Consider the following 26569-nt stretch of genomic DNA (forward strand, 5'->3'; position numbering starts at 1 on the left):
GAGGACTCAGGGCAGGAACCAGGTGGACAGCGCCGGCACGTAGGTGATGATCATCACGTCCATGATCAGTACGCCGAGGAACAGCAGCAGCGGGCGCATCAGTTGCTCCATGCGCACGTTGGCCACCTGGCAGGCGACGAACAGGTTGACGCCGACCGGCGGGGTGACCATGCCGACCGCCAGGTTGACCACCATGATGCAGGCGAAGTGCACCGGGTCGATGCCGAACTGCATGGCCGCTGGCGCCAGGATCGGCGCGAGGATGATGATCGCCGCCAGGGTCTCGAGGAACATGCCGATCAGGAACAGCGCCACGTTGACGATCAGCAGGAACACCAGCGGGTTGTCGGAAATGCCGGTGATCAGGGTACCGAGCATGTGCGGCACGCGATTGATGGTCAGCATGTAGGCGAAGATCGCGGCGAAGGCGACGATGATCAGGATGATCGCCGAGGTCACCGCCGAGCGGCCGAACACATCCAGCAGGTCGCGCCAGCTCAGTTCGCGGTAGATGAACAGCCCCACCACCAGGCCGTACACCACCGCCACCACCGAGGCTTCGGTCGGGGTGAACATGCCACTGTAGATACCGCCGAGAATCACCATCGGCATGAGAATCGCGAAGAACGACTGCTTGAGCGCGAGCAGTACGCCCAGCGTCCACTGGCGCAGGGTGATCGGCTCGATCATGTCGTAGTTGCGCAGCCGGGCGATCAGGCAGGTGCAGACGATCAGCGAGAGGCCGACCAGCAGGCCGGGCAGAATGCCGGCGAGGAAGATCGAGGCCACCGAGACGTTGGCGGTCAGGGCGTAGACGATCATCGGGATCGACGGCGGAATGATCGCGCCCAGCTCGCCGGAACTGGCCGCCACCGCGGCGCCGAAGGGGCGTGGATAGCCCTTTTTCTCCATCGCCGGGATCAGCACCGAGCCGACCGCCGCGGTGGTTGCCGAGGACGAGCCGGACATGGTCGAGAAGAACATCGAGGTCAGTACCACCACACCGCCGAGGCCACCGCGGATCCAGCCGAGGATGGCGTTGGCCAGGTTGACCAGGCGCTTGGCGATGCCGCCGGACTGCATCAGGTTGCCGGCGAGAATGAAGAACGGAATGGCCATCAGGCTGAACGAGTCGAGGGACTCGAACACGCTCTGCGCCACGGTGACGAAGGGCATGCCCTGGTAGCTCAGCACCACCATCGAGGACGCGCCGAGGGCGATGGCGATCGGCACGCCGACGAACATCAGCACCAGCAGGGAGATGAAGAGAATGCCGATCATGCCTTGCCCTCCGCCAGAGCGGTGACGATTTCATCGTCCTCCTCGGCGCCGAGGATGCCGTCCTGCGAACGCCAGGCCTCGTAGACCAGCGCCAGGGTATTGAGCACGGACAGGCTGAAACCCACCGACATCGCCGAATAGGTCGCCACCATTGGCAGCTCCATGACCGGAGAGCCCTGGGTACGGCCGAGTTCGGCCCATTCCAGGCCGACCCAGATGAGGATCAGGTAGAAGCCCAGCGAGAGCAGGATCGACAGGTACTTGAGCCCGGCGCCGAGCTTGCGCGGCAGGGCGTAGATCAGCACCTGCACGCCGATCAGCTTGCCCTTGCGCGCGGCCACTGCGGCGCCGAGGAACACCACCCAGATCATCAGGTAACGCGACACTTCCTCGGTCCAGGGCAGGGCCAGGTCGTATTGCAGGTGACTGAAGACGAAGCGGGTCAGGATACCGGCGACCACGCAGAGCACCATGACCAGCATGGCCAGGCCGCACAGCCGGGTGACGAGGTCGTTGAGACGGTCGACGACGGCCAGCGGGTCGAAGCGCGGTCGCGCCCCTTTCCCTCCTGTCTCGTCGAATGCCAATGTCTTGTTCTTATTATTCATCGCTGTTTTCCCTCGCGGGGTTTTCGTGGGCGGAGACAGCCGGCCGGATGGCAGCTTCCAGTCCCGGCGTCGTTCTGGATCAGGGCACCTTGGAAGGTCGATGGAGGCGAGTATAGGAAGGCCGCCACGCACGTCGTTAGGACAATAGACACGGCATTCTTGGACTTTTTTCCAGGGCGGTTTTTTGCCTGTACTAATTGTCCAAGTCTGTGTTCAACTCATCGTCAGTCGGCGCTGAAAGCCCCCGGGGCTGGCGCTCGTATAGCGACACTTTCCTAACAAGAACAAAAGCCCGAAGGGCAGGAGAGCGAGCCATGTATGCCTGCAATTGCTGCAGCATTCCCACGTACAAGATCAGGGATTTCGGCGACTCGGTGAAGTCGGCGACATTCGATTTCGCGCGCATGCAGCACCGCATGAATATCCTGCCCTACCCCCATCGACACGATTTCTTCCATGTCATCTGGGTCACCCAGGGTTCGGGCACGCACGTCATCGACTCGGTGCGTTATTGCGTGAAACCCAACACCCTGTTCTTCATGATGCCGGGGCAGATCCACGACTTCGAACTGTCCGACGACACCGCCGGCTACAACCTCAATTTCAGCGCGGAGTACTTCCTGCTGAACATGCGCAACGACGTGGCAATCAGCGACATCCCGTTCTTCCGCATGGCCGATCCGATCCAGGCGCTGTACCTGACCGACGAGGTCGCCATCCAGCTGCAACGGGTCATCGACCGCATCGAGGAGGAATACCGCGGCGAGCGCACCGGCTACCACGACATCATCCGCTCCTACCTGCACATCTTCTTCCTGCACGCGGCGCGGCTGATCAGCGTGACGGACATCCAGGATCACGCCTCGCCGAACATCGTGCTGGCGCGACGCTTTCGCAAACTGCTGGAAAAGGAACCGATCACCCTGGTCAGCGCCGGGCGTTTCGCCTCGATGCTGCACATCACCGAGCGCAGGCTCTCCGAAGCGACCAAGGTCGCCGAGGGGCTGACCGCCACCGAAGTCATCCAGCACCGCCTGGCGCTGGAGGCCAAGCGCCTGCTGGCGCATTCCGAGTTCAACATCGCCACGGTGGCGACCCGCCTGGGCTTCGACGACCCGGCGTATTTCAGCCGCTTCTTCAGGAAGAAAGTGGGACTGTCACCGTCGGAGTTCAAACGCAGCATGCATGCCGACGAAGCGCTGAACGCCTGAACCGGGCCACTACAGGCGAACGGAACATGCGTAATGGGGATGGCCGCCATAAGGCGGAAGAAGCCGCTCACTCCGTAGGGTGGATGACGCTCTTTTCATCCACCATTGCGATTGCAGAGCGGTGGACGGATAAAGCGTCGTCCACCCTACGAAAGGCCGCTCTTGCCCGTGCACCCAAGCCTGACCGTTCCCGTGCAGCCTGCACAGGAATGCTCGGCCCGAGCAAGCGCTCAGCGCATCACGATACCGCGGCTAGCCATATAGGCCTTGGCTTCCGGCACGGTGTATTCGCCGAAATGGAAGATGCTTGCCGCCAGCACCGCCGCGGCCTTGCCTTCGATGATGCCGTCAGCCAGGTGCTGCAGGTTGCCGACACCGCCGGAAGCGATCACCGGAATGCCGACCGCCTCGCTGATGGCACGGGTCACGCCGAGGTCGTAGCCACTCTTCACGCCGTCCTGATCCATGCTGGTCAGGAGGATCTCGCCAGCCCCCAGGCCTTCCATCTTCTGCGCCCAGGCGACGGCGTCGAGGCCGGTGGGCTTGCGCCCGCCATGGGTGAAGATTTCCCAGCGCGGCGTTTCGCCGGGGCCGGAGACCTTCTTGGCGTCGATGGCGACGACGATGCACTGCGAGCCGAAGCGCGAAGCGGCCTCGCCAACGAACTCGGGGGTGAACACCGCCGCCGTGTTGATCGATACCTTGTCGGCGCCGGCGTTGAGCAGGTTGCGGATGTCCATCACGGTACGCACGCCGCCGCCCACGGTCAGCGGGATGAACACCTGGCTGGCCATGCGCTCGACGGTGTGCAGCGTGGTGTCGCGACCGTCGACGCTGGCGGTGATATCGAGAAAGGTGATCTCGTCGGCGCCCTGCTCGTCGTAGCGCCGGGCGATTTCCACCGGGTCGCCGGCGTCGCGGATGTTTTCGAACTTGACGCCCTTGACCACACGGCCATTGTCCACGTCGAGGCAGGGGATGATGCGTTTAGCGAGGGCCATGCGGGCCTCCCAATCCTGAATTCGCTGGAGGCTGGACGCTGGACGCTGAACGAAAAGGCAACTCGGCCATCGTCCAGCCTTCAGCTTTCAGCGCCTTTATTCGTCTTTTGCCTGCCGATCGCAGAACGCCTGGGCCTCGGCGACGTCCAGGGTGCCTTCGTAGATGGCCCGCCCGGTGATGGCGCCGATGATGCCCGGCGAACGGGCCAGCAGCAGCTTCTCGATATCGCCCAGGTTGTGGATACCGCCCGAGGCGATCACCGGGATACGGCTGGCGGCGGCCAGGGCCGCGGTGGCCTCGACGTTGCAGCCCTGCATCATGCCGTCCTTGGCGATGTCGGTATAGACGATCGCCGACACGCCATCGGCCTCGAAGCGGCGCGCCAGGTCGACGGCCTGCACGCTGCTGACTTCAGCCCAGCCGTCGGTGGCGACGAAACCGTCCTTGGCATCCAGGCCGACGATCACCTTGCCCGGAAAGGCCTTGCAGGCCTCGGCGACGAACTCGGGCTGCTTGACCGCCTTGGTGCCGATGATCACGTAGCTGACCCCGGCCCTGACGTAGTGCTCGATGGTTTCCAGCGAGCGGATACCGCCGCCGATCTGGATCGGCAGGTTCGGGTAGCGCTTGGCGATCGCGGTGACCACCTCGCCATTGACCGGCTTACCTTCGAATGCGCCGTTGAGATCGACCAGATGCAGACGACGGCAACCGCCCTCGACCCACTTGGCAGCCATGCTCACCGGGTCATCGGAGAACACCGTGGAATCTTCCATACGGCCCTGACGCAGACGCACGCAGGCGCCGTCCTTGAGGTCGATAGCGGGGATAATCAACATGTCTTTTTTCCTAACGTCAAAAAGAGCGGCAAGCTGCAAGCCACAAGCTGCAAGCCATGCGCAAAAGTTGTTCGGTGAGCGGAGCGGCGGTTATCAATCCTTCTCCAATGCCCACAGGTCGACTTCGAGGCTTTCGAAGCGCTCGCGCAGCAGGGTGTGCGCGTCGGTGACCGCCCGGTTGTAGTAATGCGGCGCGACTTCGCGGCCAAACAGCTCGAGCAGCTCCAGCACTTCGAAGGAGCCCAGCTCCAGCTCGAACCGATCGGCCAGGAAGCGCTGCAGCTTGTGCACCGCATCGCTTTCCTGCTCGGGCGTGAGCGTGAGGATCGGGCTCTTGAGCCTGGCCATTACCAGCGACCGTCCCAGGCGGCGAAGTTCTGCAATAGCTGCAGGCCGTGGGTATGGCTCTTCTCAGGGTGAAACTGCACGGCGAAGCGCGAACCATCGGCCAGGGCCGCGGCGAAATCCTTGCCGTAGTGACCACGGCCAACGACCTGCTGCGCCTTGCCGGCTTCGATGTAGTAGCTGTGCACGAAGTAGAAGCGCGCCTGATCCGGAATGCTGTGCCACAGCGGGTGGTTGATCGCCTGGCTCACCTCGTTCCAGCCCATATGCGGAACCTTGAGCGGCTCGCCGTCCTCGACCATGTTCTTGCCGAAGAAACGCACCTGGCCGGGGAACAGGCCGATGCAATCGACGCCGTCGTTCTCTTCGCTACGTTCGAGCAGCGCCTGCATGCCAACGCAGATGCCCAGAAACGGACGATCCTGACTGACTTCACGCACCAGCTCATCGAAGCCCAGACGACGAATCTCGGCCATGCAATCACGAATCGCACCCACACCGGGAAACACCACCCGGTCGGCTTCACGGATCACCTGAGCATCACTGGTCACCAGCACCCGGCCAGCACCAACGTGCTCCAGGGCCTTGGCCACCGAGTGCAGGTTGCCCATGCCATAGTCGATGACTGCAACCGTCTGCATCAGAGTACGCCCTTGGTCGATGGCATCTGCCCGGCCATGCGCGGATCGAGCTCCACGGCCATGCGCAACGCGCGGCCGAAAGCCTTGAACACGGTTTCGATCTGGTGGTGGGTATTCACGCCACGCAGGTTGTCGATGTGCAGGCTGACCTGGGCGTGGTTGACGAAGCCCTGGAAGAATTCCTGGAACAGGTCGACATCGAAGCCGCCGACTACCGCGCGGGTGAACGGCACGTGCATCTGCAGGCCCGGACGACCGGAGAAGTCGATGACCACGCGCGACAGCGCTTCATCCAGCGGCACGTAGGAATGGCCGTAGCGGGTCATGCCCTTCTTGTCGCCGACAGCTTTGGCGAAGGCCTGGCCGAGGGTGATACCGACATCCTCGACGGTGTGGTGGTCGTCGATCTCAAGGTCGCCCTTGCAGAAGATGTCGAGGTCGATCAGGCCATGGCGGGCGATCTGGTCAAGCATGTGCTCGAAAAACGGCACACCGGTGTCGAACTTGGACTTGCCGGTGCCATCCAGGTTGATCGAGACCTTGATCTGGGTCTCCAGGGTATTGCGCTCGACGAATGCCGTACGTTCGGCCATCACCTGCTCCACAAAATCGTTGGGCGAAAGGGTCGCCATTATAGGCTGATAAGCAGCGAACCTATAAAGCCACACGGCAAAAATGGATGAAAAACGCTCCAGACCCGCCAGGCAGAAAAGTGACAGGCATAAAAAATCCCGCGGACGCATGGCGCGCCTGCGGGATTATTCGGCAGAAGCCCCGTTACTGGAACAGTACGACGGTCTTCTGCAGGGTGACCCACACACCCCAGGCCAGCGGCAGACCCACCGCCAGCCAGGCAGCGATCACCAGAGGCTTGGTCGACGGATCGGCAGCCCACTCCAGCTCGGCAGCGCTCGGTGCGGACTTCTCACCATAAGCGCGCTCGGCAGCCAGCTCTTCAGCGGTCATGAAGTACTTGTCAGCCACCGGACGTACCAGCAGGTTGCAGATGAAGCCCAGCACCAGCAGGCCGGCGAGGATATACAGAGTGATGTCATAAGCCGCGGCACGCTCGACGCCGATGCTCAGCTGATACTCACGCAGGTAGTTGACCAACACCGGGCCCAGTACGCCAGCAGCGGCCCAGGCAGTCAGCAGGCGACCGTGGATGGCACCGACCATCTGGGTACCGAACAGATCCGCCAGGTAGGCCGGCACGGTGGCGAAACCGCCGCCGTACATGGACAGGATCAGGCAGAAGGCGAACACGAACAGCGCCACGCTGCCCAGGTGACCGGTCCACGGAACCAGCGCATACAGGGCGAAACCCAGCGCGAAGAACACGAAGTAGGTCGCCTTACGGCCGATCAGGTCGGAGAACGATGCCCAGAAGAAGCGGCCGCCGATGTTGAACAGGCTCAGCAGACCGGTGAAACCGGCAGCGATGGCGGCGATCTGCCCCAGCTGCGCGGCATTCAGCTCACTGAAGGACAGGTTGACTCCGATCAGCTTGCCACCGAACACTTCCTGCAGCATGGGCGAAGCCATGCCGATGATGCCGATACCGGCGGAAACGTTCAGGCACAGCACGGCCCAGACCAGCCAGAACTGCGGGGTTTTCCACGCGGTATTCACGTGTACGTGGCCCTTGGTGATCATCGCGTTGTTGGCCTTGGCCGCCGGAGCGACCCAGCCAGCCGGTTTCCAGCCAGTCGGCGGAACGCGGTAAGCCAGAGCACCACCGACCATGAAGATGAAATAGATCACCGCCATGACCACGAAGCTTTGCCATACACCAACACTGGTTTCGCTGGCGAAATGGCCCATCAGCAGTGCAGCCAGGGGAGCACCGACCATCGCGCCGCCACCGAAGCCCATGATGGCCATACCGGTGGCCATGCCGCGCTTGTCCGGGAACCACTTGATCAGGGTCGACACCGGGGAGATGTAGCCCAGGCCCAGACCGATACCACCGATCACACCGGAACCGACCCACATCAGCCAGATCTGATGCGTGTAGATACCGAACGCGGAAATCAGCAGACCGCCGCACCAGCACAGCGCCGAAACCAGACCGGCCTTGCGCGGGCCGGCGTGTTCCAGCCAGCCGCCCCACACGGCAGCCGAACAGCCGAGGAAGACGAAGAACAGGGTGTAGATCCATCCCAGCATGGAGATCTGCCAATCGCAGTTGCTGGCGAAGATCTGCTCGAAGAAACCGATGTCCGGTGCACAAGAGACAGCAGCATCGATACCGATGGCTTTCGATAACGGCAGCCAGAATACGGAGAATCCGTAGGCCATGCCGATGCACAGGTGGATGGCGAGGGCAGCTGGCGGAACCAGCCAGCGGTTGAAACCGGGCTTAGCGATGATACGCTCCTTGGACAGGAACGCAGGGGTCGCTGAAGCACCGTCTAGAACGATGGCGTCAGTCATTGTTTTCTTCTCTGAATTTAGGTTGGCAAACAAAACGATTACTTGCGAAGCCCAAACTAGAGCCTCGCCAAACAGCAAATATATTTCAGCGAGTCATTCGCGGCTAGCAGAACGCTAGAGATCCCGCGGCATTGTGTCACATCGCCATAGTGCTTGTGCAACCACCAGGACAGCACACTTGCCCGCCTGCGACGCCTTTCTCAGCCTTACAACGAAATTTGTCGACTGCTGGTAACTATCGTCACTCGTGGTGCTCCAAGCGTTGCCCTCCTAAATAGTGCCAAGGCGCTATGACGGCGAATGACACTTCACACTTGCTACGCTCAGCACCTCACCCGACCGGATGGTAGCCATGGATAGCATCGACACCCTGATAATCGGCGCTGGCGCACTTGGCCTCGCCTGTGCCGCACGTCTGGCGGAGCCTGGGCGCAGCACGCTGATCGTCGAGCAGGAAGCGCTGGTGGGCAGCCACACCTCCAGCCGCAACTCGGAAGTCATACACGCTGGCATCTATTACCCGCCGGGCTCACTGAAGGCAGAGCTCTGCCTGGAAGGCCGCGAGCGTCTGTACGCCTGGTGCGAGCAATGGCAGGTGCCCTACCGGCGCCTGGGCAAACTGCTGGTAGCGGTGAGTGACGAGGAACGCGGCAAGCTCGACGCGCTGGCCAGCAATGCGCGGGACAGCGGCGTGGATGAACTACAGCCCATCAGCGGCGCCCAGCTCGCCGCCCTCGAACCCGCAGTGCGCGGCGTCGCCGCCCTGCTCTCGCCCAACACCGGCATCATCGACAGCCATGCCTTTCTGCAATCACTACTCGCCTGCGCTGAACGCCAGGGCGCCGAACTGGTGCTGCAGACCCGCGTCGAAAGCCTCACCCATGACGGCGATGGCTGGATCGCCAGCGGTACCAGCGCTGGCGAGCCGTTCAGCCTCAAGGCCGGGCGGGTGATCAATGCCGCCGGGCTGTTCGCCCAGCAACTTGCTCAGCACACCCAAGGACTGGCGCCACGACAGATCCCGCCGCTATATATGTGCCAAGGCAATTACTTCAACTACAACGGTAAATCGCCGTTCAGCCATCTGGTCTACCCAATGCCGGAGGCCAACACCAGCGGTCTCGGCGTACATGCCACTCTGGATCTGGCTGGCCAGTTGCGCTTCGGCCCCGATATCCGCTACCTCGACAGCATCGATTACCGCGTCGACGAAACGCTGCGCGACGCCTTCGCCAGCGCCATCAGTCGCTATTTTCCCGCGCTCGACAGCACGCGCCTGGTACCCGGCTATGCGGGCATCCGGCCAAAACTCAGCGGCCCAGGTGAAACGGCGGAAGATTTTATGCTGCAAATGCCGGTTGACCATGGTCTACCAGGACTGGTGAATCTGTTCGGCATCGAATCGCCTGGCCTCACGGCCAGCCTGGCCATCGCCGAACGCATCGCCCACAGGCTTTAGCCGCGGAAGCGCCGTCGGCGTTATACTCGCGAATTCAATTTCTCGTCACTGCATAGGATTCGTCCATGAAAGCGCTCGGCAAAATCCTGGGTCTGTTCTTCCTCGGACTACTGCTGATCATCGTGGCGTTGGGCTTTGCCCTGACTCACTTGTTCGATCCCAACGACTACAAGGATGAAATCCGCCAGCTGGCACGGGACAAGGCCAACCTCGAGCTGACTCTCAACGGCGATATCGGCTGGAGCCTGTTCCCATGGTTGGGCCTGGAGCTGACCGATGCCACGCTCGCCAGCGCCAGCACACCGGACAAACCCTTCGCCAACCTGCGCCTGCTTGGCCTGTCGGTGCGCGTACTGCCGCTGCTGCGCAAGGAAGTGCAGATGAGCGACATCCGCGTCGATGGCCTCAATCTCGACCTGCAGCGCGACGAGAATGGTCACGGCAACTGGGAAGACGTCGGCCGCCCCGCCGCCAAGCCGGGCGAAACCCCGGCCCAGCAGACGGCTGCAAACGACTCGCAGCCGCCAGAATCCAAACCCGCCCAGGAAAGCAGCGCGCAACCGATCAAGCTGGACATCGACAGCCTGATCGTCAACGGCGCCCGCGTGAACTACCACGATGCGCAGAAGGGCCAGCAATTCAACGCCGAAAGCATCCAGCTCACCACCGGCGCGATTCGCGAAGGCGCCGGTGTGCCGATCAAGCTCAGCGCCTTCTTCGGCAGCAACCAACCGGTAATGCGCGCACGCAGCGAACTGCAGGGCGAACTGCGCTTCGACCGCGCGCTCAAGCGCTATCAACTGGAAGATGCGCGCCTGTCCGGTGAAGCCTCCGGAGAGCCGTTCAACGGCCAGACCCTGACCTACGCCGCACAGGGCCAACTGCTGGTCGACCTGGCTGCCCAGGTTGCCGAGTGGAACGGTCTGAAGCTCTCGGCCAACCAACTGCGCGCACTGGGCGAGTTGAAAGTCCGTGACCTGGAAAGCGCTCCGAAGCTGTCGGGCGGTCTGTCCGTCGCACCGGTCAATCTGCGCGAATTCCTCGCCAGCCTCGGCCAGAAACTACCGCCGATGGGCGACGAGAAGACCCTGACGCAGTTCGAACTGGTGACCCAGCTCGGCGGCACGCCGAATAGTGTGTCCCTCGATGAGCTGACCCTCAAGCTCGACGAAAGCACCTTCACCGGCAGGATTGCCGTCGCCGACTTCGCCAAGCAGGCACTGCGCGTGCAGCTCAAGGGTGATCGCCTGAACCTCGACCGCTACCTTCCGGCTCCGCCCAAGGACGCCAAGGACAGCGATACCGCACGCAAGGCCGAAGTACGTGAAACCGTCGCCAACGCCGGGCAAGCCGGCAGCACGCCAGTGCCCAATGCTCCGACCCAGCAAGCCTGGAGCTCGAACGAAGTGCTGCCGATCACCACACTGCGCAAGCTCGACCTGCAAGCCACCCTGAACCTCGACCAACTGACACTGCAAAAACAGTCGCTCGACAAGGTCAGCCTCAAGGCTCGCGCTCAGGGCGGCGCCCTGAATCTGGAAGAGCTGCGCGGCAATCTCGGCAACGGCAATTTCACTCTCAAGGCCGATGCCGACGTGCGTCCAGCCGTGCCGGTTCTCAGTCTGCATACGCAACTGAGCAACATCCCGGTCGAGCCCTTCCTCAAGGATGAGCAACGCCCCTCGCCGATCAAGGGCCTGCTCAATCTGAAAAGCGACCTGACCACCAGCGGCAACAGCCAGAAAGCCTGGGTAGACGCCCTCAACGGTACCGCCAGCTTCTTGCTCAACGACGGCGTGCTGGTCGACGCCAACCTCGAACAGCAGCTGTGCCGCGGCATCGCCACCCTCAACCGCAAAGCGCTGAGCAACGAACCGCGCAGCAAGGACACTCCGTTCGAGCGCCTGCAAGGCAGCCTCAACATCCGTAACGGTGTGGCCAGCAACCCGGATCTGCAAGCGCGCATTCCGGGCCTCAGCGTGACCGGCGAAGGCGCCCTCGACCTGCGTGTGCTGGGCCTGGACTACCGGGTCGGCATCACCATCGAAGGCGACCAGCGTGCAATGCCCGACCCAGCCTGCGAGGTCAATCATCGCTATGTTGGCATCGCCTGGCCGCTGCACTGCCGCGGCCCACTGGAACTGGGCGCCAAGGCCTGCCGCCTGGATCAGGAAGGCATGGGCAAGGTCGCCGCCAAACTGGCTGGTGACCGCATCAACGAAAAACTCGAAGAAAAGCTCGGTGACAAAGTCAGCCCCGAGCTGAAAGACGCACTCAAGGGTCTGTTCAACCGATGACATCCGAGCAATTCTCCAGCGCGGTACTGCACTGGTACGACGTGCACGGACGCAAGGATCTGCCCTGGCAACAGGACATCACACCCTATCGCGTGTGGGTGTCGGAGATCATGCTGCAGCAGACTCAGGTCAGCACCGTGCTCGGCTACTTCGACCGCTTCATGGCCGCACTGCCCACCGTACGCGACCTGGCCGAGGCCCCCGAAGACGAAGTGCTGCACCTGTGGACGGGCCTGGGCTACTACACCCGCGCCCGCAACCTGCAGAAGACCGCGCAGATCGTCATGCGCGACCATGGCGGCGAATTCCCCCGCGATGTCGAAGCGCTCACCGAACTACCCGGCATCGGTCGCTCTACCGCAGGCGCCATCGCCAGCCTGAGCATGGGCCTGCGCGCGCCGATTCTCGACGGCAACGTCAAGCGCGTGCTGGCCCGCTATGTGGCTCAGGAAGGTTATCCGGGCGAGCCCAAGGTAGCCAAACAGCTGTGGGCCGTGGCCGAGCGGTTCCTGCCCGAGGAACGCGTCAACCACTACACCCAGGCGATGATGGATCTCGGCGCCACGCTGTGTACCCGCAGCAAGCCTACCTGCCTGCTCTGCCCGGTGCAGAACGGCTGTGAAGCGCACCTGCTCGGCCTGGAGATCCGCTACCCGATCGCCAAACCGCGCAAAGAGCTGCCACAGAAACGCACCCTGATGCCGATCCTCGCCAACCGCGATGGCGCCATCCTGCTCTACCGACGCCCGTCGACCGGACTATGGGGCGGCTTGTGGAGCCTGCCCGAACTGGACGACCTCGATGCCCTGGCAACGCTTGCCGATCAGCACCAGTTGCGCCTCGGCGAACGCCGTAAGCTCGACAGCCTGACCCACACCTTCAGCCACTTCCAACTGGCCATCGAACCCTGGCTGATCGAAGTCGACGGAATTCCCGGTTACGTGGCCGAGGCCGACTGGCTCTGGTATAACCTCGCCACCCCGCCGCGCCTGGGGCTCGCCGCACCGGTGAAGAAACTGCTCAAACGCGCGGCCGAAGCACTGAACACAGGAGAAATGGCATGACCCGCACCGTGATGTGCCGCAAGCACAAAAAAGAACTGCCCGCACTCGATCGCGCGCCCTACCCTGGCGCCAAAGGCGAAGACATCTACCAGAACGTATCCAAGCAAGCCTGGGATGAGTGGCAGAAACACCAGACCCTGCTGATCAACGAACGTCGCCTGAACATGATGAACGCCGAAGATCGTAAATTCCTGCAGGCCGAGATGGACAAGTTCCTCTCCGGCGAAGACTACGCCCAAGCGGAAGGCTACGTTCCACCCAGCGAATAAGGCCTGAGAACGTAAGCGCCCGGAATATTTAAATATTTTCCAAAAACTCGCTTGACACCAAAAAGCTAAAAACGTCTAATACGCCCCGTTGCCCAGGTAGCTCAGTCGGTAGAGCAGGGGATTGAAAATCCCCGTGTCGGCGGTTCGATTCCGTCCCTGGGCACCACCTTTCGTTTTTAGGTGGTGCCAAAACCACCCGAAAGCCAACAAAAAGCCCGCCTAGTGCGGGCTTTTTGTTGCCTGTGATTCCTGATGGTTCCCTTGTAAGCCCAAACATTTGGGGGTATATCTGGGGGTATCACCAGTTCGGTCATGGAAAATACCCCCAAAATGAACGCTAACCCAGGCGCTGCGGCGCTTGTAGCGATATCCCCACAGATGCCCGCGATACCCCCACGGGGTAGCTTGGCCAGCTCAGATGCCCTTCCCTCTAGCAGCACAACAAGGGGGATCGCCTCATGCCGCTGACCGACAGTGCCGTCAGGGCCGCCAAGCCCAAGGACAAGCCGTACAAGCTGAGCGACGCTCATGGCCTTCACATGGTGATCAATCCGAACGGGGCAAAGCTCTGGCGACTGAAATACCGAGTGGCAGGGAAAGAGAAGCTCTTGTCCTTCGGCGCCTATCCCATCGTCGGGCTGCAGCAGGCCCGCCAGCTACGCGACAGCGCACGCCAGCAACTGGCCGAAGGGGTAGACCCAGGCGAGCACAAGAAAGCGATCAAGAGCGCCAGCAGAGCGGAAGGACTCACCTTCGAGGTGCTGGCCCGGGAGTGGTATGCGTACAACGCGCCGCGCTGGGCAGAGAGCACCAGCTACAAGGCCAAGCTCTACATGGAGAATGACCTCATCCCTGTCATCGGCAGCCGGCCGGTGAAAACCATCACGCGCCCCGATCTGGTGGAGCTGGTGCGCAAGGTGGAAGCACGCGGCACGCTCAACGCCGCTGGCAAGATCCGCCAATGGCTGCACCAGATCTTCCGGTACGGCCTGGCCAAAGGGGCGGTAGAGCACAACCCAGCCACCAACCTGGACGTGGTGGCTGCACCGCCCAAAGCCCGCCGCCATCACCCGCACGTGCCGCTGGCCGAACTACCGGAATTGCTTGAGAAGCTGGAGGCCGGGCGACTGAGCAATCTCACCCGCTGGGCGATCCGCCTGCTGATACTCACGGCCGTGCGCCCGGGTGAACTGCGCGCCGCGCCCTGGGCAGAGTTCGATCTGGAGAAAGCGACCTGGACGATCCCCAAAGAGCGGATGAAAGCCCGCCGGCCGCATGTGGTTCCCCTACCGCGCCAGGCTGTGGCCATCCTGCGCCAGCTCGAGGAGGTCACCGGTCGCTATACCCTGCTGTTCCCTGGCCAGCAGAACATCGAGCGGCCGATGAGCGAGAACACCATCAACAAGGCGCTACGCCTGATCGGCTACGAAGGTCGGCAGACTGGCCATGGTTTCCGTCACCTGCTCAGCACCGAACTGAATGGCCGCGGGTATAACCGCGACTGGATCGAACGCCAGCTAGCCCATGGTGATCAAGACGAGATCCGTGACACCTACAACCATGCCACCTACTTGGAGCAGCGCCGGGAAATGATGCAGGCCTGGGCCGATTCGATTGAAGCGCTATGTGCTGGTGCCAATGTGTCGAATATCAAGCGGAAGGCTTAACGATGGATTGGAATACTCCTGATTGGCGTTTCATTGATACCTATCCGCGCCATAAGTGGCCATCCGAATGGCGCTGGGAGTTTCTTCGCCGGCTTCCAGAGTACCGCGACGACTGGCTCACCCGGGATAGCACAATGCAACTTGCCCAAGGCGAATACTGCGACCAGATGCGCCTAGAGTATGAGGAGGCGCATCCGCCTGTACCGGAAGGGTACGCCAGCTTCCGCGATGCAATGGGCGAACAGGGTTTCTCTGCTGACGGTAAGCACGAGGAGAGATGGGGGCTACGTGCACTATTCCCGCCCTACCTCCTGAGACTGCCGGACGAAGCCTGGAAAGAGAAACAAGAAAGTACATCGTTTTATTCACACGACGCACTTGTGACGTTCGGGTCTCTCGAATTAAACGAGCGCGTCCTACCTGAGCATAAAATATTAATAAAATTCGATCTTAGGGAGAGCATTGACGACCAGTTACTGAGAGCAAAAAACCTGCTCAAAGAACTACAGAAAGAATCTGAAATTGTCGTTGGGAATCGCCGTTTAACCCCAGATGAAATGCTTCGATACTTACGCGTATTAGATGCAAAAGAGTCCGGTGTTAAAAACAGAGAAATAGGTGAAGCTCTGCGCCCGCCGCACATTGGCGAGGAAGCTGCGAAAGAAGCTAAGCGTCTATTCCGAACCGCAAAGGGGGTACAGCTTAAACTAGCCCATAAGTTGCACCTTAATTAACAGTCTCTTTCCAGTCAGCATTGCGGCCATGTTCCCAACGCCACCCAAGGAGGCGCAGACGATGGCAAGCACTGCTCACACCGCCCAACCAATCCACCGCTTCATCAAGCGCCAGGCCGTCGAGGTGATGACTGGTCTGTCCTGCTCAGAAATTTACCGCCGCATTGCCGCCGGTACCTTCCCCACGCAAGTCCACCTTGGCCCGAAGTCCGTGGCCTGGGTTGAATCTGAGGTCATTGCCTGGTGCGAACAACGAATCGCTGACAGCCGCCAGGAGGTCGCATGATCGCTCTTGCACTCTCCCCGTCTCAGCGCTATGGTTTGTCCGTCGCTGCAAAATCAGCGACCGGGTGTGCAAGCCCGAGCAAGCAAAAGGCGCACAAGCGCCACCGTAGAACAGCAGGCGCTTTTTTTGTGCCCGCTTTTCGCCGTTATGGTGGCTGCGTGTGGGAGGGCTTCGGCCCTGCCGGGTTCCTTTTGCCCCGGTCTTGCACACCCGCACGCAGCCGCCACCCATCATGTGCAAGTGATGTTGGCGGTTCCTCAGCAAAAGGAGCTATACCAATGCACGCCCTCAATCCGTCCAAAATCCGCGCACTGGCTCACCGCCGCATGGCACTGAGCGCCCTTCGCGCCAAATCGTCCCTTTCCGTCCGCCTGACCCGCTACAACTCGCACATGGCGATCGCTCGCACCCTGGAAACCCAAGGGGGTGTGAAATGAATTTGCAGACCTCACCAGTAGATCGGCTCGACGACACGTCGATGGCTTCCCGCGCCGCGACGATCAAGCACCTGCTCACCTATGCCGATCAGTTGGAAATCATCCTGCGGTACCAGGTTGAGCCAACTTTGCGCGGTGTGGATCGCGATCTGGCAGCTCGCGTCTACAGCCTTCGCCAACAGATCAAGCTCTGCGGCATCGTGCTCGGAGGTGGCCATGCGTAACCAACTGACAGCCCGCACCAGCATCACTCCTGAAATCGTCTATTCCGCTGACGTAAAACTGGATAACCACTCTGCATCGCTGCACGCCTGGAGCCAAGGCCGGCTGATGCTTGACTTCGGCCCTTGCAGCCTCCCGCTATCGCCGCAGGCGCTGCTCGAGCTGATCTCTCACCTGCACAAAGCCATGGATGCCGTCGTGGATCATGCCGAAAAGGAGGGTCAGCAATGAATCTTGCGACTTCCCTTACTCACAACAACGCTCATATGCGGCGCGTCCGCGCCCTCGAAACTGTGAATGTTGGAGGTGTGAAATGAATACTCGTACTTCTAAGCCCGCTATGGACGAGGCTATCAACTCTGCACATATCGCTGAACGCTCGTTGAGCGACATGCGCCTGAATGTCAGTCGTCGTTCCGAGACTATTACCGCCGCGGGGTTCGGGCTGTGCGCTCTCGCCAACCTCCTCGGCGCTGATGCCTCCGATCATTTCGTTGACCATGATCTGAAATACGGACTGGCGAATGCCGTGCTGGCGATTGGGGAACTGCTAAAGGAAACCGGCGCCAGTCTCTGGGAAAACAGCGGGGAGGGTCGGAAATGAACCAGGTCAAGACCATCCGCAACACCTTCCACGCCCATGCGGGGCCGCAGGAGCAGCCTCTGTTTTCCGTCAATGAGGACGTGCCGGCTGCTGCTGCCTTGGAGTCAGTGTCGTGCCTGCTGAGCATCACCAAAGGGCTGCTTTATAGTTCCGGCGGTCGTTCCCTTGACGCCGTTACTATTGCCGCCCTCGAAGTTGTCGTTGGCCAAGCCAAGGCCGCTCTGGACGCAGTCTGGGAAGGTTTCGATGACCACGAGACGATCACCGAGTGTCAGGAGCGGCAGCGGGCCGGAGAGGAGTTAGAAAAATGAGTGCGCCCTGGAAAAACCTGCTGCCCTCCATGCTGGACGGATTTACTCAGATTGAGTGCGCCATGGAGCAAATGGATTGGCTGCGCGGCACCCTGAATGTCTTGCGGGATCGATTGAAGCAAGACCTGGCGCTGGAGCACTACGCAACGCTGGCCGGCCTGGCCATCTACAACCTTGACGACTGGCACAACTTCCTCGATTGCCAGCGCGAGGATCTGATCGGCCGTATCGATAAGGCCAAGGAGTAATCCATGATGAACTTCCCTCCCCGCCAAATGGCGGGGACGGGTTCGGCTTGCCTGGAAAAAGTCGAACTCGTCTTTCGTGAAGAACTTCACGCCATCTACGGCCAGCTCGACTGGTTACCTGTGGCAGACGGTGAGATTCATCGCTTCCACGTCCCCGGTGATCGGGCTGGCAGCATGAACGGCTGGTATGTGCTATTCGCCGATGGCATCGCCTCTGGCAGCTTCGGCAGCTGGAAGGCCGGCATCTCGCACACCTGGAACAGTCGGGAGCCAGTTAACCTGCTGGAGGTCGAGCAGGTGCGCCGGCGCGTCGAACAAGCCCGACTCCAGCGGCAGGCCGAACAGCGCCAACGTCAGCAGGCCGCCGCCGAGCATGTCAACCGGCTGTGGCGTAACGCCCGTCGCGCCGATCCCGAGCATGCCTACCTAGTAGCCAAGCAGGTGCGTCCCTATAGCCTGCGCCAGCACCGTACCCGCCTGCTGGTGCCGCTCTACCACGACGGTCAACTGGTGAACCTGCAGAGCATCGCCACCGATGGTGGAAAGCTGTTCCAGGCCGGTGGCCAGGTGAAAGGCAGCTATTCGCCACTGGGCGTCATCAGCGCTGATAAACCGCTGTACGTCTGCGAGGGTTCTTGTTGGTCTTGAGGCTCGATGGGCTTGTTCACCAGTTTCATTGAGAGCGCATTTCAACGGACAGATAGGAGAAAAAAATGGCCGGGAAATCGCTTGGCATCCTTACCCTGGATCTGATCGCCAGGGTCGGAGCCTTCGAGCAAGGAATGGATAAGGCCGAACGCTCGGCCAAGAAGAGCGCCAAGGGCATCAAAGATTCGGCTGATCAAGCCTCTGCAGCTTGGACAGGCCTAGGGAAAATTGCAGCAGGAGCGCTGGCTGGCTTATCGGTAGGCACTGTATTCAGCACTGTAATCAACAACACCCGGCAGATGGAGCAGGAGCAAGCTCAGCTTGCAGCCGTTCTGAAATCAACAGGTGAGGCCGCAGGGTTCAGTCGTGACCATCCGCCAATTGGAGCATGGCACTGCAATGAAACTGGCCAAGCTACTGACATCCGCCCTTCATCCCGCAGTGACGGAGAAGCATCGCCGTTTGAGGAATGAGGCGAATCTGCCCCACATCCGATTCGCTCGGGAAGCGAGCAACAAATTGGCTGCAGATAGCTGATCGCCAAATCATGCACCGATGAGGCCTTGGTGTTCATCGGGAGCCATCGGGCTTAATCCACCAGGTCGGTAGAGGCACTTTTCATTCTGGGGGTATTTTGGGGGGTATCGACGAAAGACAACCGCCGAACAGCCCATAAATTACGGAAACCACAGACAATGGTTCGATTCCGTCCCTGGCACCACCTTCCTTCTCAGGTGGTGCCAGCATCATCAGAGAAAATTAAAGAACCGGCCTTGAGCCGGTTTTTTATTGCCTGCGAAAAAGTACCGTCCAGCCGACAGCCTGAACACGCCAGCAAGGTGCCCCTCAAAAATGGACAGGCCTCGCGCCCTTCGTGCCGAGCCTGAACGTAGCAGGAGCCAGCCATGCATATTGTCTCGAGCGCCGCCAACGACCCGACGTTTCCACCGGTCGACCCCCAAGAAGACCCGATCAACGATCCGGGCAACGAAGATCCGGGCTCCGGTATCGACGAACCGGACACCCCGATTCGGCCCGCTGTACCTCCCCACGAACCGGATCGTCCCCAGCGCCCCGTACAAGACCCGGGAAGATCCAATCCAGAGAAACGTTAGTCATCCTGCAGCGACAGCCCACACACCGTAGGCTGCTTGAGCGAAGCGATACCCAGGGCGGGGCCGGAGATGGCGAGCATTCCAGCGCGCGTGGAGCCGCACTCCCACGGCGAGGAGGCTGACGTGACTTCGCGCAGTGGCCCACAGCCGGGTCGCCTCGGATTCCCTGTGTGGGCGCGTCGTATTTTGCGATGGAACGGTGAGATCGCCTGGTGGGTTACAGCGCGTTGGGATGGATGGCAACCGCTACCTTGAGGCGCACCTAACCCACCCTACGAGAATCGTGCGCCGTAGCTCGGGTTGTTTCACAAGGCCCGTGGCGGATTAATCTGCATACTCAGAACGGTTCTTGTGGGTTGGCTCACTGCCCGGCTTCCGGCTTTTTACTCCTTAGCTTCGACCTTGCCGGCAGAGTGAGCGCAATCCATATCCGCATGCTTGCCGCGCGGCAGCCACAAGCTGAACAGCGAGCCCTGCCCCAGACTGCTTTGCACCTCGATACTCCCACCGTGCGCCTTGACGATCTGCTCGGAGATAAACAGCCCCAGACCCAGCCCCGCCACCGATTCGCTGCTCACGGCGCGCTCGAACTGCTGGAAGATGCGCCGCTGGTTCTCCAGGGAGATACCGATACCGTGGTCGCGCACGTCGATACGCACACCATCATCCTCGGCCCTCGCGCGCACTTCGATGGGGCGGCCCGCGCCGTAACGCAGTGCGTTACTGAGCAGGTTGCTGATGACCTGTTCGACCCGGAACTGATCCCAACTGCCGCACAGTACTTCGTCACAGTCGAGCTGCAATTCGCAGCCGGCCACTTCCATCTGCTGGGCGAAGTTTTCCGCGACGTTGCGTACGGTCTGCGCCAGATCGAAATCCACCGGACGGATCGACAGCTTGCCGGTGCGGATACGCGACACGTCGAGCATGTCCTCGATCAGGCGGATCAGGCTGTGGATCTGTCGTTCGTCACGATCGAACATGGCCTTGAGCTTGTCGTCGCTGAAGGCCGCCATATTGCCCCTGGAAAGGTGCATCTTGCGCAACTGGGTATCGAGGATCAGGCCGTTGAGCGGGGTGCGCAGCTCGTGGGAGACGATCGACATGAAATCGTCGCGCATGCGCACCGCGTGCTGCAGTTCGCCCTGGGTGGCACGCAGTTCGCCGAGCAGCGCATCCTGCTCCTTGCGTGCCTGCTCCAGGGCCTCCAACTGTCGCGTCATCACTTTGCGCTGACGGTACAGGTCGACGAACACCGCGACCTTGCTCTGCACCGCCTGGATATCCAGCGGTTTGTAGAGAAAGTCCACCGCACCACTTTCGTAGCCCTTGAAGGCGTAGTTCATCTCCCGGCCGGCGGCGCTGACGAAGACGATGGGGATGTGCTTGGTCTTTTCCGTACCGCGCATCAGTTCGGCCAGCTCGAAGCCGTTCATGCCGGGCATTTGCACGTCAAGGATGGCCAGGGCAAACTCGTGCTCGAGCAACAGCACCAGCGCGTCGTCGGCACATTGCGCCTTGAACACCTCGCGACCATCACGGCGGATCAGCGCCTCCAGGGCCAGCAGGTTTTCCGGCAGGTCATCGACGATCAGTAGTTTGCATCCGGTGCTACTCAGCATGGGCGTGAGTCCAGTTCGGCTAACAATGCGAGAATCCCCCGCAAAGAAAGAATGTAATCGGGACGATGCAGTGCCAGCGCCGCTTCGGGCATGCTCGGAACCTGTGCCTCCTGCGGATCTTGCACCACGGTCACACCACCCCGCTGTTTTATTGTGCTCAGGCCGATGGCGCCGTCCTGATTGGCGCCGGTCAGCAGTATGCCCATCACGTTGGCGCCGTAGGTATCGGCGGCCGATTCGAACAGGTAATCGATCGACGGCCGCGAATAGTGCAGTGGCTCATCGCGACTGTAGGAAAAGCACCGATCGGATTCGATGCCCAGATGGTAACCGGGCGCCGAGAAATACAGCGTTCCCGGCTGCAGCGCTTCCTTGTCCTGCGCTTCCTTCACCCGCAGAGCCAGACGCTGGCCGAACAGGACAGGCAACAGGCTTTCACGGCTGTCGGGCAGGTGCAGCACCACCACCAGCGGTAAACCGTAGTCGGCCGGCAGCCCCTCGAGCAGCGTCAACAGCGCCTCGACGCCGCCTGCCGATGCACCGATCACTATCGCGTCGAGTGTCTGTGCTTGCGTATTCATAGCTTGCGAAACAACCGTTCCTGCCGGTTGAGCGCTTCGAAGCGCTCGGCATAGGCCGAGAAATCCAGGCTTTCCTTACTGCCCAGGCCGAGAAAGGCACGGTGACCGAGGGACTCGTGGAACAGCCCGAAGGCACGATCCTGCAGGGCCTTGTTGAAATAGATCAGAACATTGCGGCAGGAGATGAACTGGGTTTCCGAGAACACGCTGTCGGTGGCCAGGCTGTGGTCGGCGAACGTCACGTTGGCACACAGGAAGCGATCGAACAGCGCACCGTCGTAAGCCGCCGTGAAGTAGTCGGAAAGCGAACCCTTGCCTCCTGCGCGCTGATAGTTCTCGCTGTACAGGCGCATGCTGTCGATGGGGAAGATGCCCTTCCTGGCCTTGTCCAGCGAGTGTGGGTTGATGTCGGTGGCGTAGATGATCGAACGCTCCAGCAGCCCTTCCTCGTGCAGCAGAATGGCCAGGGAATACACCTCCTCACCCGTGCTGCAGCCAGCCACCCACAGTTTGAGCGACGGATAGGTGCGCAGGAACGGCACCACTTCCTGGCGTAGCGCCAGGAAGTAGGACGGGTCGCGGAACATCTCGCTGACCGGGATGGTGAGGAACTGCAGTAGCTGCATGAACGCTGCCGGGTCGTGAATGATCCGTGCCTGCAAGGCGGAGATGCTCGAACAGTCGAACTGGCGCATGGCGTGCACCATCCGGCGCTTCAGCGAAGAGCCGGAGTAATCACGAAAATCGTAGCTGTATTGCAGGTAGATCGCCTCGATCAGCAGACGCAGCTCGATATCCTGCGTACGGTTGGGCATGTCAGATGCGCTCCAGCTTCGGCAACCAGACGCGGATCAGCGAGAACAGGCGATCCAGGTCGATGGGCTTGGCCAGGTAATCGTTGGCACCGGCTTTCATGCACAGATCCTGATCGTCCTTCATCGCCTTGGCAGTCACCGCGATGATCGGCAGTTTGCGCCAGCGCGGGTTTTCGCGGATGCGCCGGGTGGCTTCGTAGCCGTCCATCTCGGGCATCATCACGTCCATCAGCACCAGGTCGATGTCGCTCACCGCGTCCAGCTTGTCGATGGCTTCGCGGCCATTGCGCGCCACCTCGACCTGGGCTCCCTTGTGCTCCAGAGCGCTGGTGAGGGCGAAGATATTACGCACGTCGTCATCGACCAGCAGGATGCGCCGGCCCTCGAACACCTTGTCACGGCTGCGCGCGGTCTTGAGCATGGTCTGCCGTTCGCTGGACAGTTCCGACTCGACCATGTGCAGGAACAGGGTGACTTCGTCGAGCAGCCGCTCGGGCGAACGAGCGCCCTTGATGATGATCGAGCGCGAATACTTGAGCAGCTCGGCTTCCTCGATACGAGTCAGGTTGCGCCCGGTGTAGACGATCACCGGCGGGAAGGAACGGATGTTCTCGCTGCCCATGCGTGCCAGCAGCTCGTCGCCCTGCATGTCCGGCAGTTTGAGGTCGATGATCATGCAATCGAAGATGTGGTGGCGCAGTTGCTCCAGGGCCTGCTCTCCACACTCGACGGCGACGATTTCGATGTCGTCATCACCGATCAGCCGAGCGATGCTGTCGCGCTGCAGCTTGTCGTCCTCGACCACCAGCACGCGTTTCATCTTCTGTGTCAGGCGTGCCTCGAGCTTGCTGAATACCCCCTTGAGCTGGTCGCGGGTAGCGGGCTTCAACGCATAACCGACGGCACCCATTTGCAGCGCGGCCTCGGCCATGTCCTCGACGGAAATCACGTGCACCGGAATATGCCGGGTGCCCGGGTTCTCCTTGAGGCGCTGCAATACCGACAGGCCGGAAACGTCCGGCAGACGCATGTCCAGCAGGATGGCGTCGGGATGATGGGTGGTCGCCAGGTTCAAGCCGTCTTCGGCGCAGTGGGCGACCAGGCAGCGGTAATCCAGCTCATGGGCCAGGTCGTAGAGGATGTGGGCGAACTGCGGTTCGTCCTCGATCACCAGCACGCAACGGCCGCCCAGTACCGACATGCCGCGGTCGTCGGGAAAGGTCGGGATGCTTTTTTCCACAACATCCTTAACCGGCTCGGGCGCACGCGGTGCGTAACTACGAGCGACAGTTGCCGGCTCTGCAGGCACCATCTCGCTCTCGGTATCCAGCGGCGAATAATTCTGCGGCAGTACCAGGGTGAATACGCTGCCCTGCCCCGGCACGCTGGAAACACTGATAGAGCCGCCCAGCAGCACCGCCAGATCGCGGGAAATCGACAGGCCCAGACCGGTGCCGCCGAAGCGTCGGTTGGTGGTACCGTCGGCCTGGCGGAAGGCCTCGAAGATGTACTCCTGCTGATCGTCGCGAATGCCGATGCCACTGTCGTGCACGGCGAACGACACACCATCGTCGACACGGCTGACGCTCAGGCTGACCGCCCCCTGCTCGGTGAACTTGATGGCGTTGGATAGCAGGTTCTTGAGGATCTGCTCGACACGCAAACGATCCGTGTACAGCGAGCGCGGCACGTCTTCGGCGACCTGCACACTGAAACCCAGATTTTTCTCTCCGGCCAGCGGCTGGAAGGTGCTATCGAGGCTTTGCGCGAGGCGCAGCACGTTGGCATTTTCGGGACGCAGGTCGAGCTTGCCGGCCTCGACCTTGGAGATATCGAGGATATCGTTGATCAGGTTGAGCAGGTCGTTGCCGGCCGAGTAGATCGAGTCGGCGAACTTGACCTGCTCGGCGTCCAGGTTGCCCTTGGGGTTGTCGGAGAGCAACTTGGCCAGAATCAGCGAGCTGTTCAGCGGCGTGCGCAGCTCGTGGGACATGTTGGCGAGGAATTCGGATTTGTAGCGGCTGGCGCGCTGCAGCTCTTCGGCGTGCTCTTCCAGCTGCTCCTGGACAACGCGCAGGGCACTGTTGCGATCGTCCAGGGCATCACGTTGCGACGACAACTGCTCGTTGGTCTGCTCCAGTTCCGCCTGCTGGGTTTCGAGGTACGCCTGGGACTCCTTGAGCGCCCGCGACTGCTCTTCCAACTCCTCGTTGGCGGTCTTCAATTCTTCCTGCTGTACCTGCAGCTCTTCGTTGAGCTGCTGGGTTTCGGCGAGGATTTCCTGCAGACGATGACGGTAGCGGGCGGCCTCGACCGAGGCACCGACACTCGAAGCGACCTGCGTCAGGAACTCGCCATCACGTTCGCTCAGCGGGCGCAGGAAGCCCAGCTCGATCACGCCATTGACCTCGCCATCGTTATCGATAGGCAGCAGCGCCACCGTCAGCGGCTCGCCGTGGCCCAGACCCGAGCTGACCTTGAGGTAATCGGCAGGCAGTTGATCGAGGGTCAGCAGCCGACGACTCTGAGCCACCTGGCCGACCAGGCCTTCTGCGCTGTAGAACGACTGCTCGGCCTTCTCCTGTTCGCGGGAAAAACCGTAGGACGCGACGCGGCGCAAACCGCCATGCTCTTCACGCACATAAAGAGCGCCAACCGCCGCTCCCAGATGACTGGCCAGAAACTCCAGCATGTTGCGGCCAAGCACTGGCAGCGCCTGCTGGCCAATCAGCCGCTCGGCCATTTCGGTCTGGCCACTGCGTAACCAGGCCTGGGCCTGCAGGCGCTCGTTGTGTTCGTCCTGCTTCTTGAGGATGGTGCCGTAGGTGTTCGTCAGGCTCAACAGTTCACGGCGCCCGAACAGCGCGAGCCCACCGCTGAACAGCAGGGTGAAGAGCAGGAACAGGCCGATGGTGATGGTGGCCGTGTTGGTGGCGGCGTCATTGCGCTCTTTGCGCAGGCGCTGCTCATGGACGACGAAATCCGAGTACTCGGCGCGGATGGCGTCGGTCAGCTGCTTGCCGCGGCCATCGCGTACCGGATCGAGGAAATTGCCGCCTTCGCGCTTGGCGGCGATCGCCGTTTGCGCAAAGACATTCCACTCGTCCTGCAGCGCCGCGATACTGCGCAGGCGGTCGATCTGCAGCGGGTTGTCCGCGACCAGCTCGGAGAGAATTTCCATCTCGGCCTTGATACGTGGCCTGGCGACTTCGAAAGGCTCCAGGAAGCGCGCATCGCCAGACAGCAGATAACCGCGAAAGCCGGTCTCCTGGTCGATCGACAGCTTCAAGCCTTCATTGGCGTTGTTGAGCACCCGGTCGGTGTGCTGCACCCAGCCAAGCACATTGAGCAGATAGCCGATCAGCATCACGAAGAAGATCGCGCTGATCACCCCCACGCCAAGCGGCAAGGCGACGTTACGCCTGAGAATGCGCTTGAAGCTGTTCTCATCGATGGAAGAGGTGTTGGTCATCTGAAATCCCTGGCCACGGTTGGCTTATGCATGGAACTGCACGGTTATTCGCTAAACGGCCGATGTTAATGCGCTGGCTGAACTTTATCCAACGCTCAGCGCTCGGCGGCCCGCGCGCTTGGATAGCGCTTGCGGATGCAGGGTTCGACTTATTTTTTCTCGAGCGCGGCAGAGACTTCGCCCACCCACGCCAATCTGTAAATACGATAATTTTCAGCCCAGCGGCACGCTCTCGGTGCATATCACGCACCCGATTCGTGCCATGCTAATCGGCCCGCCGTCCCATGCGGCTTCGAGACTCGATCGAACACAGGGCTAACCGCTCCGCTACCTCGATCCACAGTTTCACCATCCT

Annotated in this window: 29 protein-coding genes and 1 tRNA gene; 18 read left to right on the forward strand and 12 right to left on the reverse strand. The window is 61.2% G+C overall.

From position 1 onward, the window contains the following. Positions 1–6: 6 nt before the first annotated feature. Together DNK06_RS08765 and DNK06_RS08770 are read right to left on the reverse strand one after the other, a co-directional pair. The gene (locus DNK06_RS08765) at positions 7–1281 is read right to left on the reverse strand and encodes a TRAP transporter large permease (RefSeq protein WP_131179643.1); all 1275 of its coding nucleotides are present in this window, start codon (positions 1279–1281) and stop codon (positions 7–9) included. Further along, the gene (locus DNK06_RS08770) at positions 1278–1889 is read right to left on the reverse strand and encodes a TRAP transporter small permease (RefSeq protein ID WP_131176682.1); all 612 of its coding nucleotides are present in this window, start codon (positions 1887–1889) and stop codon (positions 1278–1280) included. Before DNK06_RS08770 ends, DNK06_RS08765 begins: the two co-directional genes overlap by 4 nt. Before the next feature lie 314 nt (positions 1890–2203). Between DNK06_RS08770 and DNK06_RS08775 the strand changes: the two genes are divergently transcribed. Next, positions 2204–3100 (forward strand): helix-turn-helix domain-containing protein, encoded by an 897-nt coding sequence (locus tag DNK06_RS08775; RefSeq protein ID WP_131179644.1) that lies wholly within the window; start codon positions 2204–2206, stop codon positions 3098–3100. A gap of 230 nt (positions 3101–3330) precedes the next feature. Here DNK06_RS08775 and hisF read toward each other — a convergent pair whose 3' ends face one another. From hisF to DNK06_RS08805, 6 genes are all read right to left on the reverse strand, one after another. Next, a complete protein-coding gene (gene hisF / locus DNK06_RS08780; RefSeq protein ID WP_131179645.1) occupies positions 3331–4101 on the reverse strand; it encodes an imidazole glycerol phosphate synthase subunit HisF in 771 nt (256 codons plus the stop codon). A 96-nt stretch (positions 4102–4197) separates the two neighbouring features. Next, positions 4198–4941 (reverse strand): 1-(5-phosphoribosyl)-5-[(5-phosphoribosylamino)methylideneamino]imidazole-4-carboxamide isomerase, encoded by a 744-nt coding sequence (hisA, locus tag DNK06_RS08785; protein ID WP_131179646.1) that lies wholly within the window; start codon positions 4939–4941, stop codon positions 4198–4200. 93 nt (positions 4942–5034) lie between these two features. Then, positions 5035–5289 carry a DUF2164 domain-containing protein gene (locus tag DNK06_RS08790; RefSeq protein WP_207389974.1) on the reverse strand — a complete coding sequence of 85 codons (255 nt, stop codon included), beginning with the start codon at positions 5287–5289 and terminating at the stop codon, positions 5035–5037. After that, entirely contained in the window at positions 5289–5927 is a 639-nt protein-coding gene (hisH, locus tag DNK06_RS08795) for an imidazole glycerol phosphate synthase subunit HisH (protein ID WP_131179648.1), read from the reverse strand. The genes DNK06_RS08790 and hisH overlap by 1 nt, the downstream gene beginning before the upstream one ends. Continuing rightward, positions 5927–6520 (reverse strand): imidazoleglycerol-phosphate dehydratase HisB, encoded by a 594-nt coding sequence (hisB, locus tag DNK06_RS08800; RefSeq protein WP_131179649.1) that lies wholly within the window; start codon positions 6518–6520, stop codon positions 5927–5929. The genes hisH and hisB overlap by 1 nt, the downstream gene beginning before the upstream one ends. Before the next feature lie 184 nt (positions 6521–6704). Beyond that, positions 6705–8363, reverse strand: a complete 1659-nt coding sequence (locus tag DNK06_RS08805; protein WP_131179650.1) for an OFA family MFS transporter — start codon at positions 8361–8363, stop codon at positions 6705–6707. A gap of 352 nt (positions 8364–8715) precedes the next feature. On the opposite strand from DNK06_RS08805, the gene DNK06_RS08810 reads away from it, so the two are divergent. The 17 genes from DNK06_RS08810 to DNK06_RS08890 all read left to right on the forward strand — a co-directional run bounded on the left by DNK06_RS08810 (position 8716) and on the right by DNK06_RS08890 (position 19724). Further along, a complete protein-coding gene (locus DNK06_RS08810) occupies positions 8716–9822 on the forward strand; it encodes an NAD(P)/FAD-dependent oxidoreductase (RefSeq protein WP_131179651.1) in 1107 nt (368 codons plus the stop codon). A 65-nt stretch (positions 9823–9887) separates the two neighbouring features. Beyond that, the gene (locus DNK06_RS08815) at positions 9888–12119 is read left to right on the forward strand and encodes an AsmA family protein (RefSeq protein WP_131179652.1); all 2232 of its coding nucleotides are present in this window, start codon (positions 9888–9890) and stop codon (positions 12117–12119) included. Further along, complete coding sequence (gene mutY, locus DNK06_RS08820; RefSeq protein ID WP_131179653.1) at positions 12116–13183, forward strand: A/G-specific adenine glycosylase; 1068 nt, start codon at positions 12116–12118, stop codon at positions 13181–13183. Before DNK06_RS08815 ends, mutY begins: the two co-directional genes overlap by 4 nt. After that, positions 13180–13452, forward strand: a complete 273-nt coding sequence (locus DNK06_RS08825; RefSeq protein WP_131179654.1) for an oxidative damage protection protein — start codon at positions 13180–13182, stop codon at positions 13450–13452. The genes mutY and DNK06_RS08825 overlap by 4 nt, the downstream gene beginning before the upstream one ends. A gap of 90 nt (positions 13453–13542) precedes the next feature. Then, positions 13543–13618: transfer RNA gene (locus tag DNK06_RS08830), tRNA-Phe, on the forward strand. A gap of 292 nt (positions 13619–13910) precedes the next feature. After that, a complete protein-coding gene (locus tag DNK06_RS08835; RefSeq protein ID WP_131179655.1) occupies positions 13911–15119 on the forward strand; it encodes a tyrosine-type recombinase/integrase in 1209 nt (402 codons plus the stop codon). 2 nt (positions 15120–15121) lie between these two features. Beyond that, positions 15122–15853 (forward strand): hypothetical protein, encoded by a 732-nt coding sequence (locus DNK06_RS08840; RefSeq protein ID WP_131179656.1) that lies wholly within the window; start codon positions 15122–15124, stop codon positions 15851–15853. Between the two features lie 61 nt (positions 15854–15914). Next, positions 15915–16139, forward strand: coding sequence for a helix-turn-helix transcriptional regulator (locus DNK06_RS08845; protein ID WP_131179657.1), 225 nt, complete (start codon positions 15915–15917; stop codon positions 16137–16139). 278 nt (positions 16140–16417) lie between these two features. After that, positions 16418–16576 carry a hypothetical protein gene (locus tag DNK06_RS25085; RefSeq protein WP_165493664.1) on the forward strand — a complete coding sequence of 53 codons (159 nt, stop codon included), beginning with the start codon at positions 16418–16420 and terminating at the stop codon, positions 16574–16576. Next, entirely contained in the window at positions 16573–16800 is a 228-nt protein-coding gene (locus DNK06_RS08855; RefSeq protein WP_131179659.1) for a hypothetical protein, read from the forward strand. Before DNK06_RS25085 ends, DNK06_RS08855 begins: the two co-directional genes overlap by 4 nt. Next, positions 16793–17029: a hypothetical protein gene (locus tag DNK06_RS08860; RefSeq protein ID WP_131179660.1), complete on the forward strand. Its 237-nt coding sequence runs from the start codon at positions 16793–16795 to the stop codon at positions 17027–17029. The genes DNK06_RS08855 and DNK06_RS08860 overlap by 8 nt, the downstream gene beginning before the upstream one ends. 82 nt (positions 17030–17111) lie before the next feature. Further along, positions 17112–17402: a hypothetical protein gene (locus DNK06_RS08865; RefSeq protein ID WP_242674708.1), complete on the forward strand. Its 291-nt coding sequence runs from the start codon at positions 17112–17114 to the stop codon at positions 17400–17402. Then, the gene (locus DNK06_RS08870) at positions 17399–17713 is read left to right on the forward strand and encodes a DUF3077 domain-containing protein (RefSeq protein WP_131179661.1); all 315 of its coding nucleotides are present in this window, start codon (positions 17399–17401) and stop codon (positions 17711–17713) included. Before DNK06_RS08865 ends, DNK06_RS08870 begins: the two co-directional genes overlap by 4 nt. Next, the gene (locus DNK06_RS08875; protein ID WP_131179662.1) at positions 17710–17961 is read left to right on the forward strand and encodes a hypothetical protein; all 252 of its coding nucleotides are present in this window, start codon (positions 17710–17712) and stop codon (positions 17959–17961) included. The genes DNK06_RS08870 and DNK06_RS08875 overlap by 4 nt, the downstream gene beginning before the upstream one ends. A 3-nt stretch (positions 17962–17964) precedes the next feature. Next, positions 17965–18609: a primase/helicase family protein gene (locus DNK06_RS08880; RefSeq protein ID WP_165496317.1), complete on the forward strand. Its 645-nt coding sequence runs from the start codon at positions 17965–17967 to the stop codon at positions 18607–18609. Between the two features lie 65 nt (positions 18610–18674). Continuing rightward, a complete protein-coding gene (locus DNK06_RS08885; RefSeq protein WP_131179664.1) occupies positions 18675–19082 on the forward strand; it encodes a hypothetical protein in 408 nt (135 codons plus the stop codon). 432 nt (positions 19083–19514) lie between these two features. Further along, a complete protein-coding gene (locus DNK06_RS08890; RefSeq protein ID WP_131179665.1) occupies positions 19515–19724 on the forward strand; it encodes a hypothetical protein in 210 nt (69 codons plus the stop codon). Positions 19725–20107: 383 nt separating this feature from the next. Here the strand turns inward: DNK06_RS08890 and DNK06_RS08895 are convergent, their stop codons facing one another. The 4 genes from DNK06_RS08895 to DNK06_RS08910 are packed head-to-tail and all read right to left on the reverse strand — an operon-like array spanning position 20108 to position 26214. Continuing rightward, positions 20108–21346, reverse strand: a complete 1239-nt coding sequence (locus DNK06_RS08895; RefSeq protein WP_131179666.1) for a hybrid sensor histidine kinase/response regulator — start codon at positions 21344–21346, stop codon at positions 20108–20110. Beyond that, positions 21340–21927, reverse strand: a complete 588-nt coding sequence (locus DNK06_RS08900) for a chemotaxis protein CheB (protein WP_131179667.1) — start codon at positions 21925–21927, stop codon at positions 21340–21342. The genes DNK06_RS08895 and DNK06_RS08900 overlap by 7 nt, the downstream gene beginning before the upstream one ends. Further along, positions 21924–22742, reverse strand: coding sequence for a CheR family methyltransferase (locus DNK06_RS08905; protein ID WP_131179668.1), 819 nt, complete (start codon positions 22740–22742; stop codon positions 21924–21926). Before DNK06_RS08905 ends, DNK06_RS08900 begins: the two co-directional genes overlap by 4 nt. Position 22743: 1 nt before the next feature. Then, positions 22744–26214, reverse strand: a complete 3471-nt coding sequence (locus DNK06_RS08910; RefSeq protein WP_131179669.1) for a response regulator — start codon at positions 26212–26214, stop codon at positions 22744–22746. Between the last annotated feature and the right edge of the window lie 355 nt (positions 26215–26569).

This window comes from Phytopseudomonas daroniae (assembly GCF_004327285.1).
Taxonomy (GTDB): Bacteria; Pseudomonadota; Gammaproteobacteria; order Pseudomonadales; family Pseudomonadaceae; genus Aquipseudomonas; species Aquipseudomonas daroniae.